The organism is Rhodococcus sp. DN22, from assembly GCF_036669995.1.
GTDB classification, from domain to species: Bacteria; Actinomycetota; Actinomycetes; order Mycobacteriales; family Mycobacteriaceae; genus Rhodococcus_F; species Rhodococcus_F erythropolis.
The window spans coordinates 276,874-291,889 of sequence record NZ_CP133326.1 but is presented as its reverse complement, the minus strand read 5'-3'; the positions used below and the strand labels follow the sequence as shown (position 1 = coordinate 291,889).

General features: G+C 64.4%; 10 protein-coding genes. 7 read left to right on the top strand and 3 right to left on the bottom strand.

Features of this window, described 5'->3' with window-relative positions; genetic code table 11:
• Positions 1-64 precede the first annotated feature (64 nt).
• The 3 genes from RA302_RS01250 (at position 65) to RA302_RS01240 (ending at position 3,332) form a co-directional block, all read left to right on the top strand.
• Complete coding sequence (locus RA302_RS01250) at positions 65-1,918, top strand: galactan 5-O-arabinofuranosyltransferase (RefSeq protein WP_084325026.1); 1,854 nt, start codon at positions 65-67, stop codon at positions 1,916-1,918.
• A 73-nt stretch (positions 1,919-1,991) separates the two neighbouring features.
• Positions 1,992-2,600 carry a TetR/AcrR family transcriptional regulator gene (locus RA302_RS01245; RefSeq protein WP_024487671.1) on the top strand — a complete coding sequence of 203 codons (609 nt, stop codon included), beginning with the start codon at positions 1,992-1,994 and terminating at the stop codon, positions 2,598-2,600.
• Positions 2,601-2,699: 99 nt separating this feature from the next.
• Positions 2,700-3,332: a hypothetical protein gene (locus RA302_RS01240; RefSeq protein WP_198586327.1), complete on the top strand. Its 633-nt coding sequence runs from the start codon at positions 2,700-2,702 to the stop codon at positions 3,330-3,332.
• Between the two features lie 22 nt (positions 3,333-3,354).
• On the opposite strand, the gene RA302_RS01235 is transcribed toward RA302_RS01240, so the two are convergent.
• The gene (locus RA302_RS01235; protein WP_020968119.1) at positions 3,355-4,026 is read right to left on the bottom strand and encodes an MspA family porin; all 672 of its coding nucleotides are present in this window, start codon (positions 4,024-4,026) and stop codon (positions 3,355-3,357) included.
• A 335-nt stretch (positions 4,027-4,361) separates the two neighbouring features.
• Here RA302_RS01235 and RA302_RS01230 point away from each other — a divergent pair, with 335 nt between their 5' ends.
• On the top strand, positions 4,362-6,194 hold the full coding sequence (locus RA302_RS01230; RefSeq protein WP_019746419.1) for a glycosyl transferase: 1,833 nt from the start codon (positions 4,362-4,364) through the stop codon (positions 6,192-6,194).
• Between the two features lie 9 nt (positions 6,195-6,203).
• Here the strand turns inward: RA302_RS01230 and map are convergent, their stop codons facing one another.
• Entirely contained in the window at positions 6,204-6,968 is a 765-nt protein-coding gene (gene map / locus RA302_RS01225) for a type I methionyl aminopeptidase (RefSeq protein ID WP_020905776.1), read from the bottom strand.
• A 49-nt stretch (positions 6,969-7,017) separates the two neighbouring features.
• Between map and RA302_RS01220 the strand changes: the two genes are divergently transcribed.
• The 3 genes from RA302_RS01220 (at position 7,018) to RA302_RS01210 (ending at position 14,003) form a co-directional block, all read left to right on the top strand.
• The gene (locus tag RA302_RS01220; protein WP_003943854.1) at positions 7,018-7,287 is read left to right on the top strand and encodes a helix-turn-helix transcriptional regulator; all 270 of its coding nucleotides are present in this window, start codon (positions 7,018-7,020) and stop codon (positions 7,285-7,287) included.
• Positions 7,288-7,369: 82 nt separating this feature from the next.
• On the top strand, positions 7,370-10,627 hold the full coding sequence (locus RA302_RS01215; RefSeq protein WP_113683451.1) for an arabinosyltransferase domain-containing protein: 3,258 nt from the start codon (positions 7,370-7,372) through the stop codon (positions 10,625-10,627).
• Between the two features lie 73 nt (positions 10,628-10,700).
• Positions 10,701-14,003 (top strand): arabinosyltransferase domain-containing protein, encoded by a 3,303-nt coding sequence (locus tag RA302_RS01210; RefSeq protein ID WP_166501639.1) that lies wholly within the window; start codon positions 10,701-10,703, stop codon positions 14,001-14,003.
• Here the strand turns inward: RA302_RS01210 and RA302_RS01205 are convergent.
• Positions 14,000-14,950 (bottom strand): DMT family transporter, encoded by a 951-nt coding sequence (locus RA302_RS01205; RefSeq protein WP_166501638.1) that lies wholly within the window; start codon positions 14,948-14,950, stop codon positions 14,000-14,002. The genes RA302_RS01210 and RA302_RS01205 overlap by 4 nt on opposite strands.
• Positions 14,951-15,016: the final 66 nt, after the last annotated feature.

Sequence of the window (15,016 nt, the reverse complement as noted above, 5' to 3'; positions counted from 1 at the left end):
TGCTCCGAGTACAGAACTTTCGACCCCGTCGCCGTGGCGTAATGCCGCGGCGACGGTGGTGGAAATGGCCCTCGGAGCGCTGGTCGCCGCTGTTGTAGCCGCTGTCGGGCTCTTTGCTTTCGGCCGAGTGCAGTGGCCGGCGTTCACGTCTTCCAACGTCACGCAGGCCGTCACGACGGTGCTGCAGGTGCTCTGCATCGCAGTGGTCGGTGTTGCGGTTCTGATGTTCCGCGCCCGCAAGGCCGAGCGGGTCGCAAAACTCCTCTCGTGGGCCGGGCTCTCCGGTTTCGTCACCACGACGCTCGGACTTCCCCTGGCCGCGACGAGTCTGTATCTGCACGGCGTCTCGGTCGATCAGCAGTTCCGGACCGAGTACCTGACCCGGCTGACGGATTCGGCTGCGCTGCAGGACATGACGTACGTGGATCTGCCGCCGTTCTACCCGGCCGGCTGGTTCTGGATCGGTGGACGCGTCGCGAACCTGCTGGGCATGGACGGTTGGGAAGCCTTCAAGCCCTACGCGATCGGCTCGCTGGCTGTCGTCGCCGTCGTTGCACTCGTGTTGTGGACCAAGCTGATTCGACGCGATTGGGCCGTAGTCGCAGCGTTGGCCGTCACTGCCGTCGTGTTGGCGTACAACTCCCCCGAGGCGTACGGCGCCGTCATCAACCTCCTGATCCCGCCGGTGCTGATCCTGGCGTGGGGGGCTCTCGATCGCCCGGGTGCCTCTCGATTTGCCGGAGCCGGCGCAATTCTCGGGACGGGCCTGTTCCTCGGTTTTGCCGCAACCGTCTACACGCTGTACCTCGGATTCGCCGCATTCGCCGTGACTCTGATGGCAGTCGTTGCCGCAGTACTTGCCGCCCGCGCTCAGAACACGTGGAAAGCCGCACTGGGTCCCCTTGTCAGGCTCGCTGTCATCGCCGTGATCTCCGGACTGGTCGCTCTGACGGTCTGGGCGCCCTACCTGTTGAAGGCACTCTCGGGTGCCACTGCAGAATCCGGCACGGCAATGCACTACCTCCCCGATTCCGGTGCGGTACTGCCCTTCCCGATGCTGAGCTTCACCCTCGTCGGCGGACTGTGCCTACTCGGCACGGTCTGGCTGATTTCTCGTTTCCTCTTCTCCCGCCGCGCCCGGGCACTCGGTATCGGTGTCATTGCCGTGTATCTGTGGGCACTGCTGTCGATGACGTTCACCGTTGCCGGCAGTACGCTCCTCGGTTTCCGACTGGAGCCGGTTCTGATCGGACTCCTTGCGGCCGCCGGCGTGTTCGGATTCTTCGAGTTCGCCGGTTGGATCGTCCTGGCCACCAGCGAAAATCCCCGCGTCAAAGCGGTACTGGTTGCACTCGGTGTCATCGGAGCCATCGCCTTCGCGCAGAACATCCCGCAGGTGCTGGCGCCGGATATCGCTGTGGCATACAGCGATACCGACGGCAACGGCGAGCGCGGGGACAAGCGACCTCCCGGGGCCGAAGCCAATTACGCGGACATCGACCGGATCATCCGCGAACAGTTGGGACGTGAACCCCATGACACGGTGGTACTCACCGCCGACATCGGCTTCCTGAGCTTCTACCCGTACTTCGGTTTCCAAGGTCTGACGTCGCACTACGCAAACCCCCTCGCCGATTTCCGTGCCCGCGCCGCACTGATCGAGCAGTGGTCGGAACTGAAGACCCCTGACGAACTGATAGCTGCGCTGGACGCGTCGCCGTGGCGCAGTCCCGACGCCTTCGTCTTCCGCCAGGGCGCCGACGGGTACACACTGCGGTTGGCCGAGGATGTCTACCCCAACGACCCGAACGTCCGCCGCTACACGGTCACGTTCCCCAAGGAACTGTTCGACGATCCTCGTTTCACAGTCACCGAGCAGGGCCCGTTTGTGGTCGTTACCCGCTCTGACGCGATCTAACCAGGAGATACGTCACAAAAGGCTTACCGTCGGGGTCGTTGACGCGACCCCGACGCACCCCTAACTTCATACCGTGACCCGAACCGATGCCCGAGCGGCAATGATCGATGCAGCCGAGCGTCTGGTTGCCGAACGAGGTCTGGCCGCTCTGACGCTTCGTGATGTTCAGACCGAAGCCGGACAGGCCAACAAATCGGCTGCGCAGTATCACTTCGGTTCACGTGAAGGTTTGCTGGCGGCCGTCGTCGAGTCCAGAATGCGACCTGCCGGTGAGCGTCGACGCGAGTTGCTCGACACGATCGATCTCGACGCGAATCCACCGACGATGCGTGCCCTCGTCGAGGCTCTCGTCCTGCCGTTGGCGGAACAGACCATCTACCGCGAGGGCACGTTGTACGCACGGTTCCTGGTGCAGTCGATCTTCGACCCCGCCATGTCGTCGACCATCCGTGATCACATGCAGGCCGAGAGTTTCCGCGAAGTTCAGCGGCGGATAGTCACTGCGTCCTCGTTGCCGGCAGAGATCGCCGAACTTCGGGCGGCAACTCTGACCGTGCTCGCCGTCGTCACTTTTGCCACGTGGGAGGGTCGCGTCGACAGCCGAGAACGTGCTCACGTGATTGTTGCCGACCTGATCGAAAGTTGCCTCGGAGCACTCTCGGCCCCGGCTGCGCAAATCTGACACGCTGTCCGGCGAGTTTGTTTCCGAAACTGCCGGGGTACTCAGCCCCTCCAAGCGCAGTCGAGCAAACGGCCGCATCAACCACCGGCGGGGTAGGTGATGACAGTGAGCGAACTCGTTACGCAAAGCCGCGAGCTTGTACCGCATCGTGCAGTTCTCGATTCCGCAGAACATGTTCTGGTCATTGCGCGCGGCAAACCGTTCGGGCGCGAGCAGGCCTTCCACGAAGTGTTGAGCGTCGCGATTCGCAATCGCATCGAAGTACTCACTCTGGCAAGGGCACTCATCGACGTTTCCGAGTCCCGCGACTACCGCGCGATCCCGACCGACACCGCACACACCGTTGCGGTGCTCGAATGGGGTGAGCTACTCGAGATCCCGACCGAACACCACGAGAAGTCCAGAGCCGAATCGGCTGGAGACGCCGATGAATCGAACGACTTCGACGATCCGATCGAGCCGGAGTATCTGGTCGAGACCGACGTGGGAGGACGCGTCGTCTTCGTCGCCCTCGCGTTCACGATCGGCGGGATAGTCGGATTTTTCGCGCACGACTGGGCGCTTCTGCTTCTGATCACCGCCGTGTACCTCGTGTGGATCGCGGCACGGCTGGTCGCGAAACTCGTCAGTGTTTCCCGCAGTGCCCATTGGGCGGACGCCGAGCCTATTCGTGGCACCGATTCGACAACTCACAACTCGGAACGCTCCCACCACCACGCTGTTGCAGCGTGAGGGCGGGAGCGCCGGTACTGCACTACAACCGTTGCGGCACACCGTAAGTGACGACGGTATCGCCATTCGACGTGACAGCCTTCGCGTAGGGCCTGATGGTTACCGGCCCGATTGCTCCCTGTACGTATCCGTGAACTCCGGAGAGCCGGACGGCTGCTTCAGGTCCGTCGAATTCCTGGTCTTCGAGTAGCGCGACGTCGGTGATACCGCCCGGCGCCAGATCGACGTCCAGTTCCTGTGAAGGAATGATGTCGCCGCCGATGGCGAACCCGTTCGAAATGTCCAGGCCCAGTTCGAAGTCCGGAACCAGACCGATACCGAGGTTCGTTCCGCTCTCGACTGCCCAGTCGAGGCCGGGACTGTTGAGAACAACCGTCGCGCCGGTCAACGCGATCGGGTAGCCGATTTGATAACCGATCGTCAGCTTCGTTCCGGTGAAGCTTGCCGCGTCCGGCCCGTCGATCTTCACGCCGGCAACCCCGTCGTGGAAGAACTCGACGCTCAGCGGTGAGCTGTCGAGAGGCGGAAAGACGTGGATAGCGGTATCAGCCTGATAGACCTCTATCCGATTTCCTTTGACGTCGGTGATCGAACTGGTGTTGTCGACGCCTGCCGACGCCGTCCCACCCCCCAGGACAACGGCCAGTAAGGCCACTGCTCCCACTGCGCTACTGCGAACTGCTGTCTTCGACATGCACAAGCACCATCCCATCCGGTATAGGCCCCGGACGTAGGTTCCAACTCTTCGTCGAGGATGGGATTCGTCGGGGCTGCCTGAACAAACGCGAGCAAGATCCTTGTTGCGATACCCCGGTCACGAACCCGTCAAACGATGCACGAAAACATTACTTTCCGGACAAGTCGGGTGGCCCGGTTTGTCCCTTCGACTGCGCCCGCTCGCGGACGCGAACCGTTTTGTTCGTTACTCTGACAGAGGAAGTTATCGAATCGAGACCTAAATAGGCCACCCCGAACTTCTGAGAACTGCCACTTCAGGGATGGGCGCCAGAACCGAAAGGCACCGACTGCATGACCGAGACCTTGCCCGACGTCCAACTGCTCGAAGAAGCACGTCCAGGGCGAGTCCGTTCAGCAGTGCGGCGCTCGGTCGTCCAGCGCGGGCGTCTTGTCGACCTCGCGATCATGGCGACGTTCACCGTTGCGGCGATCTACGTGATGTCGAACCTGTGGAGCGATCTGCAGTCCGGCTATCTGTTCAACGCGGGCCGCGACCAGGCCATGTGGGAATGGTTCTTCGCCGACACCGCCCACGCGCTCGCCCAGTTCCGCAGCCCGCTGTTCAGTGACCTGCAGAATTACCCGCTCGGCGTGAACCTGATGGCCAACACCGCGATGTTCGGCATCAGCATCCCGCTGGCCCCGATCACGCTGATTTTCGGACCGACGGCCACGTATGCGATCGGGCTGACCGCCGGACTCGGCGGCACCGCCATAGCTTGGTACTGGGCATTCTCGCGGCACGTACTGACCGGTGTCTCCGTCCGCTCCAAGATCGCCGCCGCCGTCGGAGCGGGGTTCTGCGGATTCGCGCCCGCCATGATCTCGCACGCCAACGGTCATCCGAACTTCGTCGCATTCTTCGTACTCCCCTTCATCTTCTTGCAGGTAGTACGCATCTCGAACGGCAAGCGTCCGGTTCGCGACGGAATCGTTCTCGGCCTACTCGTCGCGTGGCAGATCTTCCTCGGCGAAGAGCCGCTCCTCATCTTCACGATGTCAGCCATGGTGTTCGGCGCCGCCTATGCACTGCCTGACCTGGCCAAGTCGCGCCAGGCGATCAAGCGCGCGATGCCCGGTCTCGTGATCGGCGGCGCGGTCACACTCCTGATCACCGCGGTGCCGCTGTGGTCGCAGTTCTTCGGCCCTGCGAGCTACGACGGCGTCTCACACGGTCAGGCAGGCAACGACACCGCTGCACTCACCACGTTCCCGACCGAATCGGTTGCGGGTGATCCCGAGGGCGCGGAGTTCCGAATGAACCCGACCGAGGAGAATGCGTACTTCGGATGGCCGTTGGTGCTCCTGCTTCTCGGTGCAACGGTGTGGCTGTGGCGCATCCGCCTGACCCGCGCTGCCGCCGCCGTGATCGTGGTGATGGGTGTGCTCTCGCTCGGTTCGGAACTGACCATCGACGGTGACAAGACCGGCATCACCCTGCCGTGGAAACTCCTCGCCGACTTGCCGTTGTTCGAATCGGTGCTCGAATCCCGATTCGCCATGGGCGCGATTCCGGCGATCGGACTGTTGCTCACCCTCGGCACCTACCGCGCTTTTGTCGAACTTCGTGGACCGCGCCGCACGGCAGCCGGTGTCTGGCTGGTGGCACTCGCCGTCGCGATGATTCCCCTGATCCCGACCCCCATCGACGCCGATCAGCGATCTGCGACGCCCGAATTCATCACCAGCGGCTCGTGGGAGAACTACGTCAGCGACGGCACCCTGGTGACGGTCCCTGTCGCGAGCGCCGAAGATGCCCGCGCACTGAGCTGGCAGGTCGACGCCGACTTCGGCTTCCCCATCGCCGGCGGGTACTTCGTCGGCCCGGATTCGAAGACCCGCGCCGGGATCTACGGCGCCGAGTCACGGCCCACCTCGACCCTGCTGGTCAATGCCAAACAAACCGGCAAGGTCCCGTTGATCGACGTGGGCACCAGGGCGAACGCACTGACCGACCTGCGGTACTGGCACGCCGATGTACTGGTGCTTCCCCGATTCTCCGGCGACGACGCCCTGCGCCACACGGTCGACGAGCTGGTCGGCTTCGACGCCAAGCGCGTCGACGACGTGTGGGTGTGGGACGTACGAGACCTCGTGAGCGGCAAGACCTCCAACCAGAGCTAAGCGGGTTGATCAGCGGGTCATGATCACCGGACCGTCTTCGGTGATCGCGACCGTGTGCTCACTGTGCGCAGCCCTGGCGCCCGAAACGGTGCGAAGGGTCCACCCGTCGGCGTCGTGCCGGTAGTCGTCGGTTCCGTCGGCAATGAGCATCGGTTCGATGGCGATGACCAGGCCGGGCCGTAACCGGAAGCCTTTGCCTGCTCGACCTTCGTTGGGCACATCCGGCCCTTCGTGCATCTCGCGGCCGATGCCGTGCCCACCGTGATCGGCGAGCATTCCGTATCCGAGGCCGCGCGCGTACTGTCCGATCGCGGCACCGATGTCGCCCAATCGGTTTCCGGGCTGGGCGGCGGCAATGCCACGGGCTAGTGCCTCATCGGTCGCGTCGATCAGTGCCTGATCCTCACTACTTCCCTGTCCGACGGTGAAGCTGATGGCGGAGTCGCCGCACCAGCCGTCGAGTCTCGCACCGCAGTCGATACTGACCAGGTCACCGTCACGGAGTCGGTACCCATTCGGGATACCGTGCACCACAGCATCGTTCACGCTGATGCAGGCCACACCGGGAAAGGGTATCGGCGCCGTCGCCGGCCGATAATTCAAGAACAGCGCCGAGGCGCCGGCAGCCGAAATGACCTCCGCGGCAACGGCGTCCAATTCGAGCAACGTCACTCCGACGCTCGCCGCCTCACGCGCCGCAGCCAGCGCCTGCGCGGTGATTCTCCCCGCCGCCGCCATCGCGTCGATTTCCCCTGCGGTCTTGATTTCGACCATCTCGAACACCTTCCTTGTCGAATAACTATACCGGTATTACTATAAGCACATGGTGCGCGTGCCGCTGACGGCGGAAGAACTCGAACGAGGACTAAGACTGGGTGAACTCCTGCGATCGGCGCGGGGGGACCGAAGCATGGTTCAGGTAGCGCTCGACGCCGGTATTTCCGTCGAAACGCTGCGCAAGATCGAAACCGGACGCATCGCGACACCCGCCTTCTTCACCATCAGCGCGGTCGCGGAAGTGTTGGGTATTTCACTCGACACCATCGCCCGAACACTTGAAACACCACAATCCGAACAGGAAGTTGCATCCTGAGTAGTTCTCTCAGGATGTGTGGGCCCGCACTCGCCTAACATCGTTCCTTGTGCCGTCTGAAGTAGTAGTGCCCCCGAAACCCGTGCCCACTGGCCCCGAAGCTCCCCGAGAATCGGATTCCCAGAGAGTCCGGACGGCACGACTCATCGCGATAGTCACCGGCCTTCTTGGCCTGCTTCTTGCACTCGCGACGCCGTTCCTGCCCGTCAAGCAGGAAGCCGCGAGCATCGACTGGCCGCAGGGTGGGACCGTCAACAGCGTCTCGTCGCCGCTGATCTCCTACTCGCCCACATCGCTCGACATCAGCATTCCCTGTTCCACCCTCGGCCAGTTGGGCGGCAGCGGCGGCACACTGCTCTCGACCATGCCGAACGGTGCGCCGGACCGAAACGCCCGCGGCCTCACCGTCCGCACCACTGCCGACCGCCTGGAAGCACTCACTCGCGATTCGGTGCTGATCTCGGCTCCGCTCGATCAACTGAGCGGGTGCACGGCGATCACCATCACGACCAACTCCGAGCAGACCGTCGCGGCGGTCACCGGAATCGACGGCGTCGGCACCACCCTGACCGGTGACTACCGCCCACAGGTTGTCGGCATCTTCACCGACCTGCAGGGCGCAGCGCCCGCCGGATTGTCTGCCCATATGGACGTCGACTCGCGGTTCTCGTCCAGCCCCACACTTCTCAAACTGTTCGCGATGATCGTCGCGGCACTCTCGACCATCGTCTCGCTGTACGCACTGCACCGGATCGACGGCGTCGACGGCCGTCGTGCCCGGCGGTTCCTTCCGGCACGGTGGTGGAAGTTCACCGGCATCGACGCCCTGGTGATCGGCACGCTGGCGCTCTGGCATGTGTTCGGCGCCAACACTTCCGACGACGGTTATCTGCTCGGCATGGCCAGAGTCTCGGAGCACTCCGGGTACATGGCCAATTACTTCCGTTGGTTCGGCGTCCCCGAAGCGCCGTTCGGTTGGTACTACGACGTGCTGGCGCTGTTCGCGAAGGTCAGCACCGCGAGCATGTGGATGCGCCTGCCCGCATTGATCGCCGGCATTCTGTGCTGGATGGTCATCAGCCGCGAGGTGATACCGCGACTCGGTGTTGCGGTGCGCCGCAACAAGGTTGCCATCTGGACGGGCGGGCTCGTGTTCCTGGCCTTCTGGTTGCCGTACAACAACGGCCTGCGTCCCGAACCCATCATCGCCCTCGGCGCCCTGCTCACGTGGTGCTCCATCGAGCGCGCCATCGCCACCGGACGTCTGTTGCCCGCCGCGATGGCCGTGCTGATCGCCGCATTCTCGCTGGCCGCCGGGCCTTCCGGGCTGATCGCCATCGGCGCGCTGATCGCCGGAGCCCGGCCGATCCTGCAGATCCTCATCGCCCGCGGCAAACGCGTCGGCTTCCTGTCCCAGGTCATGCCGATCCTCGCAGCCGGAACCGTGGTTCTTGTCGCAGTCTTCGCAGATCAAACCCTCGCGACAGTTCTCGAATCGACCCGGGTGCGAACCGCCGTCGGGCCGAACGTTCCGTGGTTCGAGGAGCGGTTGCGGTGGGACGCACTGATGACCATCTCCCCCGACGGCTCACTGGCCCGCCGCTTCGGCATGTTCGTCATGATCGTCGGACTCGTCTTCTGCGTCATGATGATCCTGCGCAAGGGCCGGATCCCCGGCACCGCGATCGGGCCCTCGCGCCGAATCCTCGGCATCGTGTTCGCGTCGCTGCTCCTGATGCAGTTCACCCCCACCAAGTGGACCCACCACTTCGGTGTGTACGCCGGTCTGGCCGCCACGGTTGCCGTGCTCGCCGCTGTCGGCGTGAGTGCGTCGAGCATGCGTTCCAAACGAAACCGCGCGCTGTTCGCCGCGGGCATCCTGTTCATCCTCGCTGTGGCGTTCACCAGCTCCAACGGCTGGTGGTATGTCTCGAGTTACGGCGTGCCGTGGTGGGACAAGCCGCCGTCAATCGCCGGCAAGGGATTCTCGACGGGTTTCCTCGGCCTCACGATCCTCGCCCTGCTGCTGGCAGCCTGGTACCACGTCATGGAGCCGCGCGAGCGAAACGGCACAGAAGACAGCGTCAAGAAGACAAGGCGACTTCGCCTTCTCGCCCCGTCACCGTTGACCATCGCGGCCGGAGCCGTCGTGCTCTTCGAGGTGCTGTCCCTACTCAAGGGAGCGGTCGCTCAGTACCCCGCGTACTCGATCGGCAAGTCCAACATCGAATCCGTCTTCGGCGGAAGCTGCGGTCTCGCGGGTGAGGTACTCGTGGAGTCCGATCCCAACACGGGCGTCCTGCAATTGGTGGACAGGCCCACCGATCTCGCCGGCGCCGGAGCTTTCGGTGCAAGCGAATCGACCGGATTCTCGCCGGACGGAGTCGCCGGCGACCTCACCGCAGACGCCGAGGACTCGACGGCGGGCAGTGCAAACAGCCTCGACACGACAACATCTCAGTCCGGCACCACCAGCACGCCCGGCACCGGATCCGGAACCGCTGGCGGCTCGCAGTCGACCTCGGGCGTCAACGGCAGCAACGTCGCGCTCCCGTTCGGGCTCGACCCCGCAAAAACGCCGGTGCTCGGTAGTTACGGAGCGCCCCAGAACGCGTCACTGACCACCGGTTGGTACTCACTGCCCGAGCGCAACGACGCCGCGCCGCTCCTCACCGTCGCCGCGGCCGGACGAATCCGCTACGTCAACTCCGACGGCATCGTCACCCCCGGCGCGGTCTTGCAGGTCGAATACGGCAAGAAGCAGGCCGACGGAAGCGTCGACGCGCTGGGACGAGTCGATCCGATCGACATCGGCCCGTCGCCGTCGTGGCGCAACCTGCGCGTTCCGATGGATCAACTGCCCGCCGACGCCGACACCGTGCGTCTGGTGGCCAGTGACACCGACATCAGTGCCGACCAGTGGCTGGCGGTGACACCGCCGCGAGTGCCGACCATGCGCACGCTGCAGGACGTCGTCGGATCCACCGATCCGGTGCTGATGGACTGGGCCGTCGGTCTCGCCTTCCCGTGTCAACGTCCGGTCGATCATCTGTACGGCGTCGCCGAGATCCCCGAGTGGCGCATTCTGCCCGACCGCATCGGCGCGGAGTCCACCAACGCCTGGCAGGACCACTACGGCGGCGGACCGCTCGGTTGGACCAGCGAACTGCTCTCGGCCAGGGCATTGCCCACCTACCTGGACAACGACTGGGATCGTGACTGGGGTTCGCTCGAGCAGTACACACCGCTCGATCCGGACGCAGTTCCCGCGCAAATGAACGTCACCACCGAGACCCGGTCGGGCACCTGGACACCGGGCCCGATTCGTTACCAGTCGTAACTGTTACGCGTGGACCTACCAACCACCCAGGCACGGTAGGTCCACGCTCAGCCCTGACATACCATCGGTAGCCGTGCCCGACGCCGTGACAGCTTCACCCCAGACTTCGAGTTCGCCGCCTCCTGCTGGTCAGGATGCCCGCGAGCGTTTCCATCGCACTCGATGGGTTGCGATCATCGCCGGCTTGCTCGGCTTCGTACTCGCACTGGCAACTCCGCTGCTTCCTGTCGTGCAGACGACGGCGACGGTCAACTGGCCACAGAACGGCGTGATCGGCGACGTCGAGGCACCGCTGATGGCGCAGGTTCCCATCGACGTCAACGCGTCGATCCCCTGCACCGCGGTCAGCTCACTCCCCGAGGGCGGCGGCATCCTGATGTCGACGGCACCTGCTCAGGGCGACGGTGCCGCGCTCTCGTCGATGTTCGTCCGCGTGTCCGCTACCAGCGTCGACGTGCTCGATCGCAACGTCGTCGTCGCTTCGGCAGCGCGCGAGGACGTCGAGTCGAGTCGCTGCGGCTCCATCGCGTTCAGCTCGGATATCAATCGGACCGCCGCCGAGTTCGTCGGACTGACGTATCCCGACGGCAACCCAATTCGTGGCCAGCTCGACGGCGACTTCCGCCCGCAGGTGGTCGGCGTCTTCAGCGACCTGCCCGACGGCGCTGCCCCCGAGGGCCTCGGCTTCTCGATGACGATCGACTCACGTTTCTCGTCGAGCCCCAGCGTCCTGAAGCTGGTCGCGATGATCGTGGCAGTGCTCTCGACCATCGTCGCGCTGGTCGCCCTGGCTCGCCTCGACGGCACCGACGGCCGCAAGCACCGACGTTTCCTGCCCGAACGCTGGTGGAAGTTCTCCGGTATCGACGGAGTTGTGGTCGGCACGCTGGTCGTCTGGCACTTCATCGGCGCGAACACCGCCGACGACGGTTATCTCCTGACCATGGCCCGAGTCTCGCCGGACGCGGGATACATGGCCAACTACTTCCGTTGGTTCGGCGTTCCCGAGGCCCCGTTCGGCTGGTACTACGAAGTCCTGGCCGTGATGGCGAAGATCTCGACGGCGAGCCCATTCATGCGTCTGCCCGCTCTGCTCGCCGGAATCCTCTGCTGGATGGTGATCAGCCGCGAGGTCGTCCCGCGTCTCGGCCGGGCGGTTCGCCGGAGCAACGTCGCCCTGTGGACCGGCGGTCTGGTATTCCTGTCCTTCTGGCTGGCGTACAACAACGGTCTTCGCCCCGAGCCCATCGTGGCTCTCGGCGCACTGCTCACCTGGTGCTCCATCGAGCGCGCCATCGCCACCGGACGTCTGCTGCCGGCGGCCACGGCAATCTTGATCGGCGCCTTCACTCTTGCCGCCGCACCCACCGGATTGATGTGTATCGCAGCCCTTCTCGCCGGTGTGCGCCCGTTGGTGCGCATCGTCGTCAAGCGTCACCGACTGGTCGGCACACTGCCGCTTCTCGCTCCGATCGCCGCTGCCGGAACCATCGTGCTGGTGGTCATCTTCGCCGACCAGACCTTTGCCGGCGTCATGGAAGCCACGCGCGTCCGAACGATCATCGGCCCCAATCTCGAGTGGTACCAAGACTTCCTGCGCTACTACTACCTCTTCGTCCAGACGGTCGACGGCTCGGTTGCCCGACGCTTCGCGTTCTTGACGATGATCCTGTGCCTCTTCACGACGCTCTTCGTGTTGTTGCGCCGCGGCCGCGTCCCCGGCGCGGCAACCGGTCCGTCGTGGCGCCTGGTCGGCGTCGTCTTCGGCACGATGTTCCTGATGATGTTCAACCCCACCAAGTGGACTCACCACTTCGGTGCGTACGCGGGCATCGCCGGTTCTCTCGCCGCGCTGACCGCCGTGGCAGTGTCCGCGTCTGCCCTGCGCTCGCGTCGCAACCGATCGGTGTTCGTGGCCGGGCTGCTCCTGATGCTCGCGTTGACGTTCGCCGGCATCAACGGCTACTGGTACGTCTCGAGTTACGGCGTTCCGTGGTTCGACAAGACCATCTCCTACGACGGCCGTGAATCCAACACACTGTTCCTCGCGCTCTTTGCTCTCGCCTTGGCCTTTGCCGCCTGGCAGTACCTGCGTGAGGGATTTGCAGCCCCGCCCGAGAAGCCGAACACGGCCAAGGGCAGACGAATTCGCAAGTTCGCGGCTGCTCCGCTCACCGTGATCGCCGGTCTGATGGTCCTGTTCGAGGTGCTCTCACTACTCAAGGGCGCTGTGTCGCAGTACCCGGCGTACTCGCTGGGCCGAAGCAACATCGAGGCACTCGCGGGCAAGACCTGCGGCATGGCCGAGGACGTTCTGGTCGAGACCGACGTCAATTCCGGAAATCTGCGGCCTCTGCCCGCTCCCGGATTCAACGCCGAGGATCCGTTGTCCGGAGTCGATCCGAAGGGCTTCTCCCCCAATGGGGTTCCCAGCGATCTGACTGCGGATTACATCGAAGTCAAGCAGGGCATGGGCAATACCGACAGCCAGAGTGTCGGCCCCACCTTCGCCACCGGTTCCGGCGCCGGAACCAGCGGCGGCACCGGTAACCTCGGCGTCAACGGCAGCACGGCCAAGCTCCCCTTCGGCCTCGATCCGTCGAAGACGCCGGTCATGGGCAGCTACCAGCCCGGCGTGCAGGAACCTGCTTCCCTCATCTCGAGTTGGTACGGATTGCCCACTCGCAGTGAAGAATCACCGCTGGTGGTCATGTCCGTAGCGGGCCGCGTGTGGTCCGTCGACAACACCGGTGCGATCACGTACGGCCAGTCGCTTCTGGTCGAGTACGGCAAGACTCAGCCCGACGGGACCGTGCAGGTTCAGGGTTCGTACATGCCGCGAGACATCGGCCCGGCGCCGTCGTGGCGCAACGTCCGTATCCCGATCGACGAACTCGCGCCAGATGCCGACGCCGTTCGGGTGGTCGCGTTCGATCCCAACCTCACGGGCGATCAGTGGATGGCATTCACGCCGCCGCGCGTGCCCAAGCTCGAGTCCCTGGACTCGTACATCGGCAGCGAGCAGCCGGTTCTCCTGGACTGGGCTGTCGGCCTTCAGTTCCCGTGCCAACGTCCGTTCACACATCAGAACGGTGTGGCCGAGATGCCGAACTTCCGCATCCTCCCGGACCGTCCCCTGGCCGTCAGCTCCACCGATACCTGGCAGTCCGCAGACAACGGTGGACCGCTCGGATTCACCGAGGTCCTCGCCGGTGCTACGACGGTTCCGACGTACCTGAAGGACGACTGGGCACGGGACTGGGGATCACTCGAGCGCTACGACCGGTACTTCCCGAATGCTGTTCCGGCAGAGGTGGAGACGGGCACCGCAACCCGCTCGGGCATGTGGATGCCCGGCGAGATGCGAGTGCACTAGCCTGCGCTACCTACTCGGGTGACTGCTCGGGTGCGACGTACGGAGACGGCCGAGACCGCTCCGACAACGACGACGCACCCGAGTAGTTGCCCAACGCCTGGCCGTTCGCCGAGCAGCACAACCGCCAGCAGCACGGCGAGGACCGGTTGCATGAGCAGGAGCGTCGCGCCCACCTCGGCGGGAAGCCGAGGGAGCGAGTGCCCCATCAGCATCCAGCCGAACACCTGGCCGACCAGCGCCAGTGCCGCGAGCCAGCCGAACGCTTCCCAACCCGGGACGAAATCGATCCGGCCCCACAGCGATCCGATGACGGAGCCGGCGATGCCCGCGGACGTCGTCGAGATCAACACCTGGCTCGCGGCCCGATCCGCCTCGCCCGTACGGCCGACCACGAAGATGTAGCCGCCGTACGCAATTCCGGAGACGAGCGAGAGCGCCGTTCCCCACAGCAAGTCGTCGCCGGTTCCCCCGCTCCCGAACACGCCGCCCGCCAAGGCGATTCCCGTGAACATGAACGGTAGGGCGAAGACGAAGCGCATCGGAACCCGATTGCCGAATACCAACCAGGACAGTGCGGGCACCACGATCACCTGCACGTTCACGACGACGCTTGCCATACCCGCGCCGATCATCAGAATCGACTGCGACCACAACGCAAAATCCAGTCCGAGCAACAGACCGCCGAGCACCTGCAGAACGACTGCCCGCCGGCTCGGTTTGCCCACCCGGCGGTACTCTCGCCACGCCAACCACAACAGCGGCGGCAAGGCCAGGAAGCAACGGAAGAAAACGACGGTCGAGGGCCCGACATCAGCCAGCTTGATGAGGAGCGAACTGATCGAGATCGCGGCTGCGCCTCCGACGACCAGCAATCGAGGGTCGATACGCCCCCGAGGAGTTCTGGTGGGTGTCGGTGTCTGCGCAGTCACGGAGGTCAGAGTGGTCACCCGACAATGTTCCTGCCGCTAACTATTCAGCACAAGCAAATGTTCAGACCGTATATTCGGTAGCAT